Raw genomic sequence first — 19,529 nt, 5'->3', positions numbered from 1 at the left:
ATCTCGCGCATCTAGGGACAATCAGCTCAGGTTCCCTAGACTTTGACACAGGCTGATGTAAATGATATTTACATTCGCCTGCGGCGAGCGACGTCTGGCCGCGAGCTTCATTCGAGGGCTGCCATCATGAGCCTCGCGCCATTGCTCGACGCTGCGCCTGCGATCCCGCTCCACGCCTTTGCCGCGATGGCCGCTTTCGTGCTCGGCTCGATCCAGCTCGCCGCACCGAAGGGCACGCTGCCGCACCGGACGCTGGGCCGGATCTGGGTGATCCTGATGTTGGTGGTCGCCGGGAGCTCGTTCTGGATCCATCAGATTCGGCTGGTGGGCCCGTGGAGCCCGATCCATCTGCTGTCGATCTTGGCGCTGATCATGCTGGTGCTCGGTGTCGCGGCCGCGCGGAGTCACAACGTTCGCCGCCATAAGTTCACGATGATCGGCATTTTCTTTGGCGCGCTGGTCATTGCCGGTCTCTTTACCTTTGTGCCCGGGCGGATCATGCACGCGGTGATTTTCGGCCAGTGATCGGACGATCAGGGCTGTGCGAAGGCCGGTTCCACCAGGTCTTTGCGACCTCGCTACCGCAGGGCAATGCGGGCGCGCCGCAAACCTGCGATGCGGCCGGTAAGTGCATGAAAAAACGAAGGGAAAAACGGCTTTCCGGAGCCACGCAAGGGTGGTTATCAGGCCCCCGATGGGCTATATGATTCCCCAGCAGAACTGACCGGATTTCCCCTTTGTCCGATAACGACGACCACAAGCCCGGCGAGCCGCCGGGGCCCTCAGATATTCGTCCCGTTTCCATTCTCGACGAGATGAAGAAGTCCTACCTCGATTACGCGATGAGCGTGATCGTGTCGCGTGCGCTGCCCGATGCGCGCGACGGGCTCAAGCCGGTGCACCGGCGCATCCTCTATTCGATGCATGAGCAGGGACACACGCCGGACAAGAAATACGTCAAGTCCGCGCGCGTCGTCGGTGACGTGATCGGTAAATATCACCCGCATGGCGACCAGTCGATTTACGACGCGATGGTCCGCATGGCGCAGGATTTCTCGCTGCGCGTGCCGCTGATCGACGGCCAGGGCAATTTCGGTTCGGTCGACGGCGATCCGCCGGCTGCCTATCGATATACCGAGGCGCGGCTGACCAAGGCGGCACTCGCCGTTCTGGCCGACATCGACATGGAGACCGTCGATTTCCAGCCGAACTATGACAACTCCGAGAAGGAGCCGTCGGTTCTGCCGGCCCGGTTCCCGAACCTGCTGGTCAACGGCGCCGGCGGCATCGCCGTCGGCATGGCGACCAATATCCCGCCGCACAATCTCGGCGAGGTCGTCGACGCCTGCGTGGCGCTGATCGACAATCCCTCGCTCACGATTGACGAGCTGATCGACATCATTCCAGGTCCTGACTTCCCGACTGGCGGCGTCATCCTCGGCCGCCAGGGCATCCGCTCTGCCTACCATCTCGGCCGCGGCTCCATCGTGATGCGCGGCAAGGTCACGATCGACACCATCCGGAAGGATCGCGAAGCGATCATCATCACCGAGATTCCCTATCAGGTGAACAAGGCGACGATGGTCGAGCGCATCGCCGAGCTCGTCAAAGAGAAGAAGATCGAGGGTATCGGGGACCTGCGCGACGAGTCCGACCGTGACGGCTATCGCGTCGTCATCGAGCTGAAGCGCGAAGCGGTTCCCGACGTGGTGCTGAACCAGCTCTACCGGTTCACGCCGCTGCAGACGAACTTCCCGGCCAACATGCTGGCGCTGGATTCCGGCCGTCCGCAGACGATGAATCTGAAGGACCTGCTCACCATCTTCGTCGCGTTCCGCGAGCAGGTGGTGACTCGGCGGACCAAGTTCCTGCTCGGCAAGGCCCGTGATCGCGCCCACATCCTGGTCGGCCTCGCGATCGCGGTCGCCAACATCGATGAGATCATCCGCGTGATCCGAACCTCGCCCGATCCGAACACCGCACGCGAGGCGCTGATGTCGCGCGACTGGCCGGCACGCGACGTCGAGGCCATGATCACGCTGATCGACGATCCCCGGCATCGCATCAACGAAGACGGCACGCTCCGGCTGTCGATGGAGCAGGCCAGGGCCATCCTCGATCTCCGGCTGCAGCGCCTGACCGCACTGGGGCGGGACGAAATTTCCGACGAGCTCGACAAGCTCGCGGCCGAGATCGCCGACTATCTCGACATCCTGCGCTCGCGTGCCCGCGTGCAAGGCATCGTCAAGACCGAGCTTGCCGAGGTCAAGCAGCAGTTCGCGACGGCGCGCAAGACCGTGATCATCGAGCAGGAGGGCGAGGTCGAGGATGAGGACCTGATCCAGCGCGAGGACATGGTCGTCACCGTGTCGCATGCGGGCTACGTCAAGCGCGTGCCGCTGTCGACCTACCGGGCGCAGCGTCGCGGCGGCAAGGGCCGCGCCGGCATGCAGACCCGCGACGAGGATTTCGTCTCGCGGCTGTTCGTGGCCTCGACCCACACCCCGGTGCTGTTCTTCTCGTCGCGCGGACAGGTCTACAAGGAGAAGGTCTGGCGGCTGCCGATGGCCGCTCCCAACGCGCGCGGCAAGGCGCTGATCAACATCCTGCCGCTGGAGCCGGGCGAGCGCATCACCACGATCATGCCGCTGCCGGAGGATGAATCCTCCTGGAGCAATCTCGACGTGATGTTCGCGACCACCAGCGGCACCGTTCGCCGCAACAAGCTGTCCGATTTCGTCGACGTCCGTCGCTCCGGCATCATCGCCATGAAGCTCGGCGAAGGCGAGGCGATCGTCGACGTGCAGATCTGCACCGAGCGCGACGACGTGCTGCTGACCGCCGCCGGCGGGCAGTGCATCCGCTTCCCGGTCACCGACGTGCGCGTCTTCACCGGCCGCACCTCGATGGGCGTCCGCGGCATTGCGCTCGCCGAAGCCGACAAGCTGATCTCGCTGGCGATCCTGCGCCATGTCGAGACCACCTCGGACGAACGCTCCGCCTACCTGAAGATGCGCCGTGCGGTGGCCGGCGAGGCCGCAAGCGAAGAGCCGGCGGATGCCGAGGGCGAGGAGACGACGAACGCGATCCAGCTGTCGCAGGAGCGTTACGCCGAGCTGTCGGCGGCCGAGCAGGTGGTGCTCACCGTCTCGGTCAACGGCTACGGCAAGCGGACCTCGTCCTACGAGTACCGCACCACCGGCCGCGGCGGCAAAGGCATCGTCGCGATGAGCGTCAACAACCGCAACGGCAATCTGGTGGCCTCGTTCCCGGTCGAGGACGCCGACCAGATCATGCTGGTCACCGACAAGGGCCAGCTGATCCGCTGCCCGGTGGCCGACATCCGCGTCGCCGGCCGCTCGACCCAGGGTGTGATCGTGTTCGACACCGCCGAGGACGAGCACGTGGTCTCGGTCGAGCACATCCCGGAAGAGGAAAACGGCGAGAACGGCAACGGCGGCTAGCGCCGCCGTAACGGCCCAAGCCAGGTAACCCGGAAGCCCAGATGCAGCGCAGCGAAAGCCGGGGCCGGCAACGCGTCGCTGAGCGTCCCGGATTACGCTTCGCTCATCCGGGCCGCAAGGCTAAATCTCGATCTCGGTGCCGAACTCCACGACTTGGCCGCTCGGCACGCCGAAGAACGCGGCCGACCGCTCGGCGTTGCGCTGCAGGAAGGCGAACAGCGATTCCCGCCACACCCACATGCCCGGAACGTCCTCGCGCGGGATGATGGTCTCGCGGCCGATGTAGTAAGTCACGTCTGAAAGATCGATGCCGGGCAGCTTGCCCTGCCGGCAGGCCAGCTGCAGCCCTTCGTAGATCGTCGGATACTGCATGAAGCCGTAGTGCAGGATGATTCGGGTGATGCCCGGGCTGATCTCGTGAACGTCGGCGCGTTCCTCGTCGGGAATCCTCGGCCGCTCCTCGATCTGCACGGTGACGAGCAGCACGCGCTCATGCAGCACGTGATTGTGCTTGACGAACTGGGTGAGCGCCAGCGGCACGCCATTGGGGGCCGAGGCGAGGAATACCGCGGTGCCGGGCAGGCGCGCGCTGCACTTGTTGACCGCGGTCTCGATCAGGTCCTCTTCCGGCTGGCGCAGCTTGGCGCGCGCCTTTTCGACCAGCTTGACGCCGCCGCGCCAGGTCAGCATCAGGAACGCCACCGCGGCCGCAAGCAGCAGCGGGAACCAGCCGCCTTCGAACAGTTTCTCGGTGTTCGCCGCAAAGAAGATCGCGTCGATGATGAAGAAGAAGCCGTTCACCGCGACCACGAGGATCGGCGAATAGCCCCACTGGATCGCGACCAGCGCCGCGAGCAGCGTGGTGATCGCCATCAACAGCGACACGGCGATGCCGTAAGCGCCGGCGAGTGCATCCGAAGTGCCGAACGCCAGCACAGCCCCGAGCGTCGCGGCCGCGAGCAACCAGTTCACCAGCGGCACGTAGATCTGTCCGATCGCATCGCTCGTGGTGTGCTGGATATGCATCCGCGGCAGGAAGCCGAGCTGGATCGACTGCTGGGTCAGCGAGAACACGCCCGAGATGATGGCCTGCGAGGCGATCACGGTGGCAACGGTCGCGAGCAGGACGAGCGGGTAATGCGCCCAGTCGGGAGCGAGCTGAAAGAAAGGGTTGTCGATCGAGCTTGGATTGTTGATCAGCTCGCCCGCCTGGCCGAAATAGTTCAGCACCAGCGCGGGCAGGCAGATCGCGAACCAGGCGAGCCGGATCGGAAAGCGGCCGAAATGCCCCATGTCGGCATACATGGCCTCACCGCCGGTGACGGCGAGGAACGCAGCGCCGAGGATGGCGAAGCTGACGTGGAAATCCTGATGGATCAGGAAATCGAACGCATAGAACGGGCTCAGTGCAACCAGCACGCCGGGCGCCTTGACGATGCCGTGAATGCCGAGCGCTGCCAGCACGGCGAACCAGAACAGCATCACCGGGCCGAAGATCTTTCCGATGAAGCCCGTGCCCTGCTTCTGCATGAAGAACAGGCCGATCAGGATCACGACGGTGAGCGGCACCACCGCCGGCGTCAGCGAAGGCGCGTCGACCTTGAGGCCTTCGATCGCCGAAAGCACGGAAATGGCCGGCGTGATCGCGCCGTCGCCATAGAGCAGGGCTGCGCCGATGAGGCCGACGACCAGAAGATGGGCACGCCAGGTGCCGGGTGCCGCGTTGCGTGCCGAGAGCAGCGCCAGCAGGGCGACGATGCCGCCTTCACCGCGGTTGTCCGCGCGCAGGATCAGCATCGCGTATTTGACTGAAATGATGAGGATCAGCGCCCACAGGATCAGCGAGACCGTGCCCAGCACCGCAGTTTGGCTGAGCGGCCCGCCATGGGCGGCGGCCTTGGCGGCTTCCTTCAAGGCGTAGAGCGGGCTGGTGCCGATGTCGCCATAGACGACGCCGAGGGCTCCGAGCGTGACGGCCACCGGAATCGGGCTGCTCGGAGGATGGCCGGAAGAAACGATCGCGGGCGTACTGGTCACGGCAATCCCCTGATGGCTTGCGCCCGCCGGGTCATCCGGTCGGGCACGTTAGACGATAGTCTGCGACGGGACGTCGCAAATTACCATTGGGTTTTGTGTGACGGATCGAGCTTACACCGAACTGACGGGCCGGTTTCCGGTTCGATCGCGGCGGAGCGGCAAGGCGATCGCTTTGCGTTGCTGCGATGGGCAGCTACTTTGCATGGGGTTGTTTTCGATATTTGGCAACGCCCATGCAGCTTGTCGGGATTGGCCGTCTGCGCCTGGACCCGTGCCAGGCTTGGACCAGAGCCGAATGTCCTCAAATCACCTACGGGGTGCGGTCGGCGGTGACGAGGCGGGCTTCGCGAACCGCGGTCTTGTTGCCGGCGCTGCGCAGGCAGGAGGCCTCGAAGTTCGGCCAGGCCTGCTGGGAGCAATCCTTGCCGACCGGATGGATGTCCAGGCGATCGCTCTTGGCCAGCGGCTGCGGGGTGGAAGCTTCGACCTGCGGCGCAAAGCCCGGCAGAACGGTCAGCGCGGCGGCAATGAACGCGGCAACGGCGATGGCGGAAAATGCCTTGATCATGACGGTCCCCATATGATCGGGCCCCCGGGGCCCGTCGTTTCGTTGTCTAACGTCTACCGGCCGCCCGTTTCCTGGCGTCTTCGCCAGCGTGGAAAATGGTTTCATCGCGGGCCGGTTTTGTTTCATCCGCCAGTGGCCGACGAAACTTCACCCACATAGACGCTGGCATCCCAGAACTCGTTCACTGGACGAGGAGAGATTTATTTCGTTCGAAGGGTGGAACCCGGGCGGCTTGCCGGGGCGAGCGGGGCGGGTTAGGAGGGACGATGTCCCGTATCGCGATCTACCCCGGCTCCTTCGATCCCGTCACCAACGGCCATCTGGACGTGGTGAGACAGGCTGTCTTTCTCTGTGACCGCCTGATCGTCGCCATCGGCGTCCATCCCGGCAAGAAGCCGCTGTTCTCCACCGAGGAGCGGCTGGCCATGGTCCACGAGGTGTTCGGTCCCATCGCCCAGAAGGCGGGCTGCGCCTTCGAGAGCGCGACCTATGACAACCTCACGGTCGCGGCGGCGCGCGCGGCCAAGGCCACGCTGATGATTCGCGGCCTGCGCGACGGCACCGATCTCGACTACGAGATGCAGCTGGCCGGCATGAACGAGGCGATGGCGCCCGAGGTGCATACCGTGTTCGTTCCGGCGTCGGTCGCGGTCCGCCCGATCACCGCCACACTGGTGCGCCAAATCGCCCAGATGGGCGGTGACTTCTCTGCATTCGTGCCGTCATCAGTCGCCGCTAGCCTGAAGGCCAAGTTCGCCGGCTGATGCCGGCGGCCTGCTACACCCAGAACGTCCAGAGATCCGGAGTTTCCATGATCCGCATTCTTGCATTCGTTGCCGCGCTGCTCTTTGCCGTGCCCGCGGTCGCGCAGCCGCTGCCTGCCAATCTCGACAAGGCCAATGCGATCGTGATCGACACCACCAAGGGCCGCATCGTCATCAAGCTGCGCACCGACATTGCGCCCCAGCACGCCGAGCGCATCAAGCAGCTGGCGCGCGAGGGCTTCTACAACAACGTGCCGTTCCATCGCGTGATGGACGGCTTCATGGCGCAGACCGGCGACGGCCAGAACTTCAACGGCACCGGCGGCTCGAAATATCCGAACCTGAAGCAGGAATTCTCGCAGGTCCCGTTCAAGCGCGGCATCGTCGGCATGGCCCGGCGTGGCGACTCTGTCGACAGCGCCAATTCGCAGTTCTTCATCATGTTCGCCGACGGATCGAGCCTCAACGGCCAGTACACCGTGGTCGGCGAGGTGGTGTCGGGCATGGACGTGGTCGACAAGCTGAAGAAGGCGTCGGCCGGTTCGCCCGGCGGCGCCGTCACCGATCCCGACAAGATGGTGAAGGTGCAGGTCGCATCCGACATCAAGTGACCGGCGATGGCAGCGCGCAGCAAGCCATTTGCCTGGTTCGCCGCGCCGCTGGTGCTGTGGCTCGCGCTGGCCGGATCGGCGGCCGCGGAGCCGGAGCAACTCAATACGATCCGGGACGTTGTTCTGGCGATCCATCGCTGCTGGCGGCCGCCGCCGGCGGACAAGGCTGGCCCGATCGACATTACCGTCATCGTCAGCTTCAACCGTGAAGGCGCGATCCTTGGGCATCCCAGGATCAGCTACGAATCGCAGGAGGCGACCGACGACGACCGGATCGCGTACCGGGTCGCGGTGATGGAGGCGTTGCAACGCTGCACGCCGATGCCATTTACCGAGAGCCTGGGCGGCGCGGTTGCGGGCCGTCCATTCGCGATCCCGTTCCGGAACAAGAAATATCCACCCCGAAGCCAGGAGAAGCGAGCATGGCTGCTACCGAAAATACTCTGATCCTTGAAACCACCCAGGGCCCGGTCACGATCGAGATGCGCCCGGATCTCGCTCCCGGCCACGTCGCGCGGATCAAGGAGCTGGTGCGGGAAGGCTTCTATGACGGCATCGTGTTCCACCGCGTGATCGACGGCTTCATGGCGCAGACCGGCTGCCCGCAGGGCACCGGCATGGGCGGCTCCGGCAAGAAGCTGAAGGCCGAGTTCAACAAGGAGCCGCATGTCCGCGGCACCGCCTCGATGGCCCGCGCCGCCAATCCGGATTCCGGCGACAGCCAGTTCTTCATCTGCTTCGACGACGCCTCGTTCCTCAACGGCCAGTACACGGTCTGGGGCAAGGTCACCGAGGGCATGGAGAACGTCGACAAGATCAAGCGCGGCGAGCCGGTGAAGGATCCGGACAAGATCGTCAAGGCGCGCATGGCCGCCGACGCGGCCTGATTTTTTGAACCATCGTCATTCCGGGGCGTCGTGAAGCGACGAACCCGGAATGACAGCATTGAACCATGCGCACCGATCTCTTCGACTTCGAGCTGCCGCCCGAAAGCATCGCGCTTCGCCCCGCGAGCCCGCGCGATTCCGCGCGGATGCTGGTGGTGCATCCGGACGGTGTGCTGCGCGACGCCACCATCGCCGACCTGCCGCATTGGCTGGAGGCGGGCGATCAGATCGTGGTCAACGACACCAAGGTGATCGCGGCTCAGCTCAAGGGCCGCCGGATCGGGCGCGAGACCGAGCCGAAGATCGAGGCGACGCTGATCAAGCGGCTCGACGGCTCGCGCTGGCAGGCGCTGGTGAAGCCGGCGAAGAAGCTTGCGCCCGGCGACACCATCCGCTTCGGCAATGAGGGCAAGGTCTGCCTGCTCGGCAATCTCGATGCGGAGGTCGAGGCGAAGGGGCAGGAGGGCGAGGTGACGCTGTCGTTCTCGTTCCATGGTCCGGTGCTCGACCAGGCCATCGCCGATGTCGGCGCCACGCCGCTGCCGCCCTACATCGCCTCCAAGCGCACGCCCGACGAGAAGGACGTCAGCGACTACCAGACCATGTTCGCCGCCAATGAGGGCGCGGTCGCTGCACCGACGGCCGGGCTGCATTTCACGCCGGCGCTGGAAGCCACGCTGAAGAGCCGCGGCGTCGCGTTGCATCGCCTGACGCTGCATGTCGGGGCAGGGACGTTCCTGCCGGTCAAGGTGGACGAAACCTCGGAGCACAGGATGCACGCCGAATGGGGCTGCATCACCGCCGAGACCGCTGCTGCCTTGAACACAGCGCGCGCAAAGGGCGGCCGGATCGTCGCGATCGGCACCACGTCGCTGCGGCTGCTGGAGAGTGCTGCCGATGCCGACGGCACCATTCAGCCGTTTGCGGCGGAAACCTCGATCTTCATCACGCCGGGCTATCGCTTCCGCGCGGTCGATATCCTGCTGACGAACTTCCATCTGCCGCGTTCGACGCTGTTCATGCTGGTCTCGGCCTTCTCCGGCCTCGAGACGATGCAGCGTGCCTACGCGCACGCGATCAGCGACGGCTATCGGTTCTATTCGTATGGCGATGCGTGTTTGCTGTTCCGGCCAAAGGCGTAGGGTGGGTCACGCTTCGCTAACCCACCCTACGAACTGCGCAGTCCATCTTTCTCACGCCATCGCGCGTTCGGGCAGCAGCTCGGCGATCTGCACCGCGTTCAGCGCGGCACCCTTGAGCAGCTGATCGGCCGCGACGAACATCGAGATCGAGTGCCCGCTGGGGTCGCTGAGATCCTTGCGGATGCGGCCCACCAGCACATCGTCCTGGCCGGACGCATCGATCGGCATCGGGAAGTAGTTCTTGGCACGATCGTCGACGATCTTGACGCCCGGCGCCTGCGCCATGATCGCGCGCACCTGGTCCTCGGTGATCGGCTTCTCGCATTCGAAGGTGATCGCCTCGCAATGCGCGCGCAGCACCGGCACCCGCACGCAGGTGACGCCGACCGCGATCTTGTCGTCCTCGAATATCTTGTGGGTCTCCTTGATGACCTTGGTCTCTTCGTCGTTGTAGCCGGTCTCCGGATCGACAGCCGTGTTGTGGTTGAACAGGTTGAAGGCGTAGGGGTGCGGCATCACCTTCGGGGTGTAGACCTGTCCGTTGAGATTGGCGCGGGTGGATTCGACGAGCTCTTCCATCGCGGCAGCTCCTGCGCCGCTCGCGGCCTGGTAGGTCGAGATGATCACGCGCTTGATGCGGTTCTTCTGGTGGATCGGCCACAGCGGCACCAGCGCGGTGATGGCGGCGCAGTTCGGGTTGGCGATGATGCCCTTGTGGTCGCGGATGCGCCTGGCGTTGATCTCGGGGATCACCAGCGGCACGTTCGGATCCATCCGGAAAGCCGAGGAATTGTCGACCACGACGGCGCCGGACTTCACGGCAACGGGTGCGAACTTCCTGGAGATGCCGCTGCCGGCCGAAAACAGCGCGATGTCGACGCCCTCGAAGGCGCGCTCGGTCAGTTCCTCGATCACAACCGGCTTGCCGAGGAAGCTGACGGTCTTGCCGGCCGAGCGGGCGCTCGCCAGCGCCTTCAGCTTGCCGACACGAAAGCCGCGCTTGTCCATGGTGGCGATGAATTCGGCGCCGACTGCGCCGGTGACGCCGACAATTGCGACGACGGGATCGTTACTCACTTTGTCCTCCATTCGAGTTTGAGCATGACGCAGGCAACAAAAAAGCCCCGGACCTTTCATCAGGCGGGGCTTCGGGTAGAGATGATGCTGTACGACCGACTACGCGCGCACGCCTCCCGAGGCCCCAGAGGGCTTGGTGGTTTTGGTGGTGCGTTTGGTCGCGGTGATCATGGTGCGGACTTATGCGGCAGAGATCGGCGTCCGTCAACGGCTTTTGGGCGAAAACTTGGCGAGGGAGAACCAGGCAAGCCCTGAGACGCCCTCAGCGCTTGCGGACGCCGGGCGGCTCGAGGATCACCTCTTTCAGGTCGCTGCCCGTCAGCACCACGATGACGAAATTGAGCTTGCCGCGTTCGCGCATCAAGCCGCCGCTGATCGCCTTCCCCGAGGTGGTGTGCTCGGCGACACGCACCGCATCGGCGAGCCGATGCCGGAGCGCCCTGAGCACGACGAGGTTGTCGCGGTCTTCAGCACCGAGGGAGGCGAGCGGCGAAGGCGGCTCGCCGCCGACCACTTGGCCCGTCGAGGCATCGATCGCATGCTGCCAGATGAGGTTCTGCTGCATGGTCTTGACCCGATAGACCGCGGGGTCCGACGCGCCGTCGAAGCTGATATCGGCGGTGATCGAGCCTGCGTGCAGCGCCTCTGCAATCGCCATCGCCTTGCGCAGCGAGACCTGGGCGGACTGGAAGCTGTCGAGCTCGCGGCGAACCGCATGCGCGTCGAGCGCGCTGTCGCTGTCTAGCGGGGTGAGCGCGGCGGCAGCCGAACTCGTGATCGCATGAGCCGGGGATGCCAAGGGCAGGGCCGGCAGCGCGGCTGCAAGCAGCCACGTTCCCAATGCCCAATGCCTCGGTGCGCGCAATCGTCCTGTCCTCATCGTCGAACCTGCATTGAACATCTGCACGCGCATGGCCCGCGTTCGCCGAGCGACGGGGCGGGCCGAGAAAGGTGCGGCCGACCTTATATTAGTCAAAGGTCGGCCGCCGAACGTTCAGGCGGAGCGATGGCGGCAGCTCCGTCATGACGGTCGAAGTTACAAGGCGACGCAAAACCCTAGGGGGGCTGATTTAGGTTCGGCGTCTCTTTGCAACTAAACAATACGGTTTCGTTCTGTTTATTCAAGTCTCATCACGGCAACGTGTAAGCCGGCGAAACGATCCTACAAACGGTCAGCGCGCCGGCCGGCGACGGGCCTTGGCGGCGTCGCGCAGCCGGTCCCGCGGTCCCACGGCACCGGCGAGGAACAGCCGGATCGAGACTTCCATCCGCGTCACGGCGGCCTTCATGTCGATCGGAATCCCGAACGTCGCCATCCGGTGGGTGTGGCCGACCACCATGTTGAGGAAGGTCTCGGCCGCGATCGTGGTGTCTTCGAGGTCGAGCGCGCCCTTGTCGACCAGATGGTCGAAGAAACCCGCCGTCGTCGACACGGCTTTCGACCAGCCTTCATCGACGGCGAGCTTCGCCACCTCGGGGAAATTGATCGCCTGCGCGGTCAGGATCCGGCTGAAGGCGATCGAGTCCGCGCTGCAGTTCAGCACCAGCAACTGGCGCCCGAGCTCGATCAGCCGTTCCTCGACCGAACCGTCGCAGCTGCCAGCGGCCTGCGCTTCGGCCGCCGCGGCGGCGAGCGGGGCGAGCCAGCGGGCGATTTCGCGCCGGAGCACCGCGGTGAACAGGCCGCGCTTGTCGCCATACTGTCCGTAGACGGTGGGCTTGCTGACGCGGGCGGCCTCGGCCACGGCGTCGATCGAGGTCGCATCGAAGCCGCGCTCGAGGAACAGGCGCGTGGCGACCTCGATCAGCCGCTGGTCGCGCTCGATCGCAGCGTCCCGGGTCGGCCGGCCGCCGCGTGACTTGATCACGCCGCGTTTGGCCGCCTTGCTGGCTATCTTGGCCTTGGTTGCCGTTAATCCCATTTGCCCATTCATCTCGTTTGCACCGGGCGGGTCTGTCCGGTCTATAACCCGCGCAATGCGGATTCGTCCATTCGGCGGTACCGGGAGCGGGCCCGCTTTAGGGCGGCGTCGCGGTCCAGGCCTGCCCTGCGGCCGCCTTCTCGTAGCCGTGCTGGTAGAGCGCGCGCATATAAGCGGTATCGAAGCCCTGGGTTTCCGGCGCAGGATAGTCGCGCTCGATGTAGGACAGATGGAAGCCCAGCCGGTTGCGGCGGGCGAAATCATAGGTCGAGAGAATGACCGAGCGCGTCTGCGCCTGGGTGATCGCGGAGATGCTGCGCGAAGCAACGTCGATCGTCGAGTTCGACACCAGCTCGAAATTGCCCTCCAGCTTCTTGTTGACCAGGATGTAGATGTCCATGCGGCCGTTGGCGGGCCAGGCACGCTCGCGGAACAGCAATGCGTCAGGCAGCGTCAGGACCGGCGCCGTGACGCCGCCGTCGACATGCATCTCCTGGAAGCGGCGGCCCTGGCCTTCGGCGTCGATCATGATCGGCGGAAACACCAGCGGGATACTGGCGGAGGCTGCCATCACGTCGCGAAACAGCTGCAGCGCCTCCGGCGTTCCGACGGAGGCGATCCGCCCCATGTCCCAGATTACCGTGCGCTGGGTGTCGAGATCGGTGGTGACGATCAGGAGCTTTCGGCCCCTGGCGTTTTCGCGCGCCACCTCGCTCAGGATGTCCTGGTCGACGTACCGCGCCACCAGCTCGCGCAGCCGCTTGTTGCCGAACAGGCCGGAGCCGAACAACACCCCCATCAGGCTCGGATCCTGCAGCAGGCTTTCTGCGATGCCCGATGTGTAGACCTCCTTCAGCGTGTCGTCGTAGCGCGAGCCAAGAAATGCAAAGGGCGCGATCAGCCCGCCGGTGCTGACACCGGAAACGACCGAGAAGCTCGGGCGGTTGCCGGCCGCGGTCCAGCCGTTGAGGACACCGACGCCATAGGCCCCATCGGCGCCGCCGCCGGAGAGGGCGAGATAGGTCTTGATCGGGGCAACGGTATTCTTCTCGAGCCGGAATTTGGACGCCGGCTCGTCGGCGTAGCGGCGCAGCCCGTCGAGATCGAGCACCCGCGAATTGGCGGCGTCGGCAGCCGTGTAGGGCATCCGCGGCAGCGAGCTGCAGGCCGCCAGCGCGAAAGCCAGCCCGCACAGCAGCCCCGCTTGCCGGATCGCATGAACGGGTGTCATCCGATGGCGGACGCCGTCAGGCCGGGCGCTGAAGGGTGGGAACATCTCGGCCGGTGAGGTTTCGCGCAGATCGCAGTCGCGGCGGGAAGACCCGTCGCCTTATTCTTGACATAAAACGATACCGTTTCGTTTTGTTTAGCGGAAGGACTGTCCCTCGGCAAGCATCCGTCCGATCGTTGGCGTTCACGAAGTCGCGCGAAGACCGTTACCCGACGGGTTGATCGGGCTTCGGCGACACGCAATAAGCAGCCGCATGACTCTTCCCAATCATTTCGAATTGCTGGCCACTGACGGCGCCGCCCGCACCGGGCGCTTGACCACGCCGCATGGCCTCGTCCGGACGCCTGCATTCATGCCGGTCGGTACCGCGGGCGCGATGAAAGGCATGCATTGGCGCGAGGTGCGCGATGCCGGCGCCGATATCGTGCTCGGCAACACCTATCACTTGATGCTGCGGCCGGGCGCGGAGCGGATCGCAGGGCTTGGCGGCCTGCAGCGCTTTACCGGCTGGGGCGGCCCGATGCTGACGGATTCCGGAGGCTTCCAGGTGATGTCGCTCTCCGAGCTGCGCAAGGTGACCGAGAAAGCCGTGACCTTCCGCTCGCATATCGACGGCGCCAAGGTCGAGCTGTCGCCGGAGCGCTCGATCGAAGTGCAACGGCTGCTCGGCTCCGACATCGCGATGCAGATGGACGAGTGCGTCCGGTTGCCGGCCGAGCGCGCCGACATCGAGCGCGCGATGCAGCTGTCGCTGCGCTGGGCCGAACGCTCCAAGCGTGCCTTCGAGAGCGCGCCGGACGGCTACATGCTGTTCGGCATCGTCCAGGGCGGCGACATCCCCGATCTTCGCCACGCCAGCGCCCGCGGGCTGACCGAGGTCGGCTTTCACGGCTACGCGATCGGCGGGCTGGCGGTCGGCGAGCCTCAGGCGGTGATGCTGTCGATGATCGAGGAGACCGCGCCGGTGCTGCCGTCCGATCGGCCGCGTTACCTGATGGGCGTCGGCACGCCGGAGGACATTCTGGAGGCAGTGGAGCGCGGCGTCGACATGTTCGACTGTGTGATGCCGACACGGAACGGACGTCACGGCATGGCGTTCACCCGGTTCGGGCAGATCAACTTGCGCAACGCCCGGCACATCGACGATCCGCGTCCGCTCGATGAGGAGAGCACATGGCCGGCGGCGCGCAGTACTTCGCGCGCCTATCTGCACCATCTGGTGCGTGCTGGCGAAACACTTGGGGCAATGCTGCTGTCCGAAATCAACGTCGCCTACTACCAGGAACTGATGCAGGGCATCCGCGACGCGGTCGCAACCGGCACGTTCGAGGAATTCAAAATGAGAACGCGCGCCGGTTGGGCGCGCGGTGACATCGCTCCGAGGTGAGCTTGAGTGATCAGTTGCACACGATCGGTTTCACCGTGTGCTTGGTCACGAACCCGTAACCGCAATTGTCGCAGGTCCAGAGATAGCTGATCAAATTGTCGAACAGATACGCGGACGCTTCCGCCGCTACCATGGAGTCAGCACACACCGGACAGGTCGGCAGATCGCTGCCGCGCGGATCGGGCCTGGACGCTGCGGTCGACCGGACTTCAGCAAGTGCTGGCATGTGCGCCTCCCTTTGCGTTCTGAGCTGCACCTGACGAAAGTATATAGACGCACTTGTTTGACCTTGTCGCAACACAAATACGTAGGTTTTACGTTATTTGCGTAGGTTCTTATTTTGCGATGCAACGAATTGGCGCCTCGGCGGTTTCTCACTTGCGCGTTATGATGCGCTGCTTCTAATGAGAGAAGACCGCATATTTCCAGCATATCCGCAACAGGAGCCGCTTGATGGACGCGCCGTCGACAACGAGTGCAGTGCAACCCGGACGCGGCCGCGTCTTTGAATCCATCGTCGATGCGATCGGCTCGACGCCGATCGTGCGGCTGCGCAGGCTGCCGCAGGCAAGCGGGGTCACTGCGACGATCCTCGCCAAGCTGGAATATTTCAACCCGGCGGCCAGCGTGAAGGACCGCATTGGCGCGGCAATGATCGTGGCGATGGAGAAAGCCGGCATCATCAACGCCGACACCGTGCTGATCGAGCCGACCTCGGGCAACACCGGGATTGCGCTTGCCTATGTTGCGGCGTCACGCGGCTATCGGCTGAAGCTCGTGATGCCGGAATCGATGTCGATCGAGCGGCGGCGGATGCTCGCGTTCCTCGGCGCAGAGATCGTGCTGACCCCCGCCGCGCAGGGCATGAAGGGCTCGATCGCGACCGCGGAAGAGCTCGTGCGCACGACGCCCAACGCGGTGATGCCACAGCAGTTCAAGAATCTCGCCAACCCGGAAATCCATCGCCGCACCACGGCGGAGGAAATCTGGAACGACACCGGGCGGCAACATCGACTATTTCGTCGCCGGCGTCGGCACCGGCGGCACCATCACCGGCGTCGGTCAGGTGCTGAAGCCGCGCAAGCCGTCGCTGCGCGTGGTCGCGGTGGAGCCGGAGGAGAGCCCGGTGCTGTCGGGCGGCCAGCATACACCGCACAAGATCCAGGGCATCGGCGCCGGCTTCATCCCTGACATCCTCGACCGCTCGGTGATCGACGAGATCGTCAAGATCAACAGCGCGACCGCGATCGAGACGTCGCGCGCGCTGGCGCGCAACGAAGGCATTCCCGGCGGCATTTCGTCGGGTGCCGCGATCGCGGCCGCGTTGCAGATCGGCAAGCGACCGGAAGCTGCGGGCAAGACGATCCTGGCGATTGTGCCGTCGTTCTCGGAGCGCTATCTGTCGACAGCGTTGTTTGAAGGAATTTGATACACAGGAATCCACGACATGGCCGATCAGCCTAGGCGCCCGCGAACCCTGAACGATGCCCGTAGCGAAGCCGAGGCGGCGTTCAAGCGCGCCACCACCAAGGTCGCGGACGCGGTGCCGAAGACGGTGGCCGTCCCCGGCGTCCGTGAGCAGGTCACGCTGCGGATCGATCAGGACGTGCTGGAATATTTCCAGGAGGGCGGTCCCGGCTGGCAGGACCGCATCAACGCGGCGCTGCGCAAGGCCGCCGGGAAGTAACGCTTCTGAGAAGGCAGTCCGGGACGATCCCCGGGCCCCCAGCCAAAGTGTGGAATTCAAAGCCGCCCAAGGGGCGGATGACGGTCGCTACGCCTGGATGAGGCTGAGGGCCCACGGTACCGGGCCCTCGCCGTTAGGTCAGGCGCGACTATGCCGCTTCGGTTACCTGTTCGCAGCAATTGGCCACAAACTCTGCGATCAAATCGTGCATCTCTCGAACCCGGGGAATGAAGCCGCCCATGTTGAAGACACCGTGAAACAAGCCGTCGAGGCGACGCAATCGCACGGGTACCCCGGCCGAAGCCATGGCTTTAGCATAATCCTCGGCTTCATCGCGAATGGCGTCGAGCTCAAGTGTCAAGACCAGAGCGGGTGCCAGGCCCGCAAGGGTGGCAGCCCGTGATGGCACGGCGAGCGCGGTAACCTCGGCGCCGCTCAAGTAAGCCGCCCACATCTTTTCGCCGGCGGCCCGATTCAGGAAGGGCCCGTCTGCGAATTCCGTCCGGGATGGCGTGCACGCATCCGGGTCAATCGGCGGATAGATCAGGACTTGCCCGGCGAGCGGCAGACCGGCGTCGCGTGCGCGGATCGCGGCAACCGCAGCCAGATTCGCACCGGCGCTCTCGCCCATGACGACGATTCGGTCGGGATCGCCGCCGTATTCGGCAACATGCTTTCGCGCCCAGCAGAGTGCCGTGAACGTGTCATCGGTCGCAGCCGGGAAGGGATGTTCCGGTGCGAGCCGATAGTGCGCGGAGACGACGATCGCGCCAATTTCTTGGGCCATCTGCCGGCAGGGTGCGTCGGCCAGATCGAGCGACCCTGCAATCCAGCCGCCGCCGTGATAGAATACGATCACCGGCAACGGACCCTCGCGGTCTGGAACGTAGATTCGAGCACGTGGCGCTTCGATGGTTTCGACTCGCATCGCTGGCCCCGGCAGTTGCAACTCCTTCAGCGACTCCGCCACCGCTCGCATTTCATCGAGACTGAGTTCATCGAGGGGTTTCATGCCACGCGCCAGCATGGAGCCCAGAAGCAGGGCCGCAGCCGGATCGAGTTTGACCATTGGGGGGATCGGCACCGACACACGGTCGAGAGCGAACCCGCCATAATCGGCATGGGCGATCTCGGCACAGATCGCGCGGTACAGGGGGGCTCCACCCGCAAAGAAATAGGCTGCCCTTGCCTTGCCCGGGATATTTTCGCCCATGTACCAAGAGCCTTTGGCGCGCGGGATGACGGTCAGGTTGAGAATGCCTTCGCACAGGCGCCCCCAGGCTTCTTCGGCTTCCGCTGTCGCCTCGAGTGTCGCGATCTTATCGGCCGCCAGACGGGCGATGGCCGCAGCGACAAAGTCGACGTTGTCCTCGGTCGCCAATGGCACGTTGTAGAGCGCGACTGCGCTCTTGGGGCCGTTTATGAGGAAGAGGTTCGGAAAACCAGCGATCTGGATTCCCAGATAGCTTGTGGGTCCCTTCGCCCAACGGTCTTCGAGCTTCAATCCGTCACGTCCGGTCACACCGAGATTCAACAGCGGCCGGGTGAAGACATCGAAGCCGGTTGCAAGGATGATCACGTCGAACTCGTAAGATTTTTCCGACGTTCTGATTCCGGTGGGCGTAATCGCCTCGATCGGCGCGGAACGCACGTCGACCAGGTGGACGTGCGGGAGATTGAAGGCCTCGTAATAGCCGCTCTCGAAGGGCGGACGCTTCGACGCATAGGGATGATCAGTCGGACAGAGCAGCGCCGCCGTCGCCGGATCGCGTACACGTTCGCGGATGCGCTCGCGGATATACCCCGCGATCGCCTCGTTGGCTTCCTGATTGAAAATGACATCGCTGAATGTCGAGACGAGCAGCCGAAAGCCGCCGCGATCCCAATACTTATCGCATATCCTGCGCCGCTCGTCCGGTGTCGTCGCCAGAGCGGGACCGCTGGGCGGCTCGTAGGGTACGCCGATCATGTGCTGGCGCGAGCCGGCCCGCAGCTCCGCATGATGCTCTGCATTCCATCGTCTTTGTGCGGGAGGAACCGGTGCGTTGCCTAAGGGAGCGGCGAAATTGGGCGTCCGCTGAAAAACGGTCAGTTCCGCTGCCTGCTTCGCAATCTCCTGGATGACCTGAATGCCCGTCGAGCCGGTGCCGATCACTGCGACCCGCTTGCCCGTGAAGTCGACGGGCTCGTGGGGCCAATTACTTGTCCGATAGAGCTCGCCTTTGAATGTCTCCGAGCCGGCGAACTCCGGTTCCTTGGCGACGGAAAGGCCTCCAACGCATGACACCACGAAGCGCGCCGTGCAGGACGCGCCGTCGTCGGTACAAACCGTCCAGCGCCCGGCCTTGTCGTCCCACGTCGTTGAGGTCACGCGCGTGTTGAATCGGAACACGCGACGGACGTCCAGCCTGTCAGCCACCCATTCCAGATATGCGAGGATTTCCGGCTGGCCTGCAAATCGCTCCGACCACTCCCATTCGCGCTGCAAATCCGCGGAAAACGAGTAGCTGTAGTGCACCGATTCGAAGTCGCAACGCGCACCCGGATATCGGTTCCACCACCAGGTGCCGCCAACTCCGCCAGCCGCCTCGAAGCCTTGAACGGCGAGCCCCAGCTGATTGCGCATCTTGTGCGCTGCGTACAAACCAGCAAAGCCCGCGCCCACCACAACGACGTCGTAATGCAACTCCATTGGCGTATCCTCCATGTGACTTGGCCCTAGGTTTTCCTTGGTGACCGGCGCAGATCCTGG

Annotated in this window: 17 protein-coding genes and 1 pseudogene; 10 read left to right on the top strand and 8 right to left on the bottom strand. The window is 64.5% G+C overall.

Annotated elements, in window-relative coordinates; translation table 11 throughout:
* The first annotated feature begins 126 nt into the window (after positions 1-126).
* Positions 127-525, top strand: coding sequence for a DUF2306 domain-containing protein (locus tag ACVISU_RS01735; protein WP_456705782.1), 399 nt, complete (start codon positions 127-129; stop codon positions 523-525).
* Positions 526-737: 212 nt separating this feature from the next.
* Entirely contained in the window at positions 738-3,464 is a 2,727-nt protein-coding gene (gyrA, locus tag ACVISU_RS01730; RefSeq protein WP_456705781.1) for a DNA gyrase subunit A, read from the top strand.
* Between the two features lie 120 nt (positions 3,465-3,584).
* Here gyrA and ACVISU_RS01725 read toward each other — a convergent pair whose 3' ends face one another.
* Together ACVISU_RS01725 and ACVISU_RS01720 are read right to left on the bottom strand one after the other, a co-directional pair.
* The gene (locus tag ACVISU_RS01725) at positions 3,585-5,483 is read right to left on the bottom strand and encodes a potassium transporter Kup (protein ID WP_050400627.1); all 1,899 of its coding nucleotides are present in this window, start codon (positions 5,481-5,483) and stop codon (positions 3,585-3,587) included.
* A 328-nt stretch (positions 5,484-5,811) separates the two neighbouring features.
* The gene (locus ACVISU_RS01720; protein ID WP_456705780.1) at positions 5,812-6,069 is read right to left on the bottom strand and encodes a hypothetical protein; all 258 of its coding nucleotides are present in this window, start codon (positions 6,067-6,069) and stop codon (positions 5,812-5,814) included.
* 266 nt (positions 6,070-6,335) lie between these two features.
* On the opposite strand from ACVISU_RS01720, the gene coaD reads away from it, so the two are divergent.
* The 5 genes from coaD to queA all read left to right on the top strand — a co-directional run bounded on the left by coaD (position 6,336) and on the right by queA (position 9,473).
* A complete protein-coding gene (gene coaD / locus ACVISU_RS01715; protein WP_050630580.1) occupies positions 6,336-6,833 on the top strand; it encodes a pantetheine-phosphate adenylyltransferase in 498 nt (165 codons plus the stop codon).
* Between the two features lie 47 nt (positions 6,834-6,880).
* Positions 6,881-7,444, top strand: coding sequence for a peptidylprolyl isomerase (locus tag ACVISU_RS01710; RefSeq protein WP_050400492.1), 564 nt, complete (start codon positions 6,881-6,883; stop codon positions 7,442-7,444).
* A 6-nt stretch (positions 7,445-7,450) separates the two neighbouring features.
* The gene (locus tag ACVISU_RS01705) at positions 7,451-7,891 is read left to right on the top strand and encodes a hypothetical protein (protein WP_456705779.1); all 441 of its coding nucleotides are present in this window, start codon (positions 7,451-7,453) and stop codon (positions 7,889-7,891) included.
* Positions 7,867-8,331: a peptidylprolyl isomerase gene (locus tag ACVISU_RS01700; protein ID WP_016846097.1), complete on the top strand. Its 465-nt coding sequence runs from the start codon at positions 7,867-7,869 to the stop codon at positions 8,329-8,331. The genes ACVISU_RS01705 and ACVISU_RS01700 overlap by 25 nt, the downstream gene beginning before the upstream one ends.
* A 65-nt stretch (positions 8,332-8,396) precedes the next feature.
* Positions 8,397-9,473 carry a tRNA preQ1(34) S-adenosylmethionine ribosyltransferase-isomerase QueA gene (gene queA, locus ACVISU_RS01695; RefSeq protein ID WP_050400490.1) on the top strand — a complete coding sequence of 359 codons (1,077 nt, stop codon included), beginning with the start codon at positions 8,397-8,399 and terminating at the stop codon, positions 9,471-9,473.
* Positions 9,474-9,524: 51 nt separating this feature from the next.
* Here queA and ACVISU_RS01690 read toward each other — a convergent pair whose 3' ends face one another.
* From ACVISU_RS01690 to ACVISU_RS01675, 4 genes are all read right to left on the bottom strand, one after another.
* Positions 9,525-10,562 (bottom strand): aspartate-semialdehyde dehydrogenase, encoded by a 1,038-nt coding sequence (locus tag ACVISU_RS01690; RefSeq protein WP_456705778.1) that lies wholly within the window; start codon positions 10,560-10,562, stop codon positions 9,525-9,527.
* 250 nt (positions 10,563-10,812) lie between these two features.
* Positions 10,813-11,415: a PepSY domain-containing protein gene (locus ACVISU_RS01685; protein WP_456705777.1), complete on the bottom strand. Its 603-nt coding sequence runs from the start codon at positions 11,413-11,415 to the stop codon at positions 10,813-10,815.
* Between the two features lie 307 nt (positions 11,416-11,722).
* A complete protein-coding gene (locus tag ACVISU_RS01680; protein ID WP_456705776.1) occupies positions 11,723-12,472 on the bottom strand; it encodes a TetR/AcrR family transcriptional regulator in 750 nt (249 codons plus the stop codon).
* Between the two features lie 97 nt (positions 12,473-12,569).
* The gene (locus ACVISU_RS01675; RefSeq protein ID WP_456705775.1) at positions 12,570-13,703 is read right to left on the bottom strand and encodes a patatin-like phospholipase family protein; all 1,134 of its coding nucleotides are present in this window, start codon (positions 13,701-13,703) and stop codon (positions 12,570-12,572) included.
* A gap of 253 nt (positions 13,704-13,956) precedes the next feature.
* Here ACVISU_RS01675 and tgt point away from each other — a divergent pair, with 253 nt between their 5' ends.
* Positions 13,957-15,090 carry a tRNA guanosine(34) transglycosylase Tgt gene (tgt, locus tag ACVISU_RS01670; RefSeq protein ID WP_456705774.1) on the top strand — a complete coding sequence of 378 codons (1,134 nt, stop codon included), beginning with the start codon at positions 13,957-13,959 and terminating at the stop codon, positions 15,088-15,090.
* A 10-nt stretch (positions 15,091-15,100) separates the two neighbouring features.
* Here the strand turns inward: tgt and ACVISU_RS01665 are convergent, their stop codons facing one another.
* Complete coding sequence (locus ACVISU_RS01665) at positions 15,101-15,316, bottom strand: hypothetical protein (protein ID WP_050400485.1); 216 nt, start codon at positions 15,314-15,316, stop codon at positions 15,101-15,103.
* Positions 15,317-15,543: 227 nt separating this feature from the next.
* Between ACVISU_RS01665 and cysK the strand changes: the two are divergent.
* Together cysK and ACVISU_RS01655 are read left to right on the top strand one after the other, a co-directional pair.
* A pseudogene (gene cysK / locus ACVISU_RS01660) lies at positions 15,544-16,519 on the top strand (cysteine synthase A).
* Positions 16,520-16,537: 18 nt separating this feature from the next.
* Positions 16,538-16,777 (top strand): BrnA antitoxin family protein, encoded by a 240-nt coding sequence (locus ACVISU_RS01655; protein ID WP_050400483.1) that lies wholly within the window; start codon positions 16,538-16,540, stop codon positions 16,775-16,777.
* A 148-nt stretch (positions 16,778-16,925) separates the two neighbouring features.
* On the opposite strand, the gene ACVISU_RS01650 is transcribed toward ACVISU_RS01655, so the two are convergent.
* Positions 16,926-19,469, bottom strand: a complete 2,544-nt coding sequence (locus tag ACVISU_RS01650) for a flavin-containing monooxygenase (protein ID WP_456705773.1) — start codon at positions 19,467-19,469, stop codon at positions 16,926-16,928.
* Positions 19,470-19,529: the final 60 nt, after the last annotated feature.

This window comes from Bradyrhizobium sp. USDA 4452 (assembly GCF_054063575.1).
Note: the sequence above shows the minus strand (reverse complement) of the source record. Positions and strands in the feature narration are given on the sequence as shown.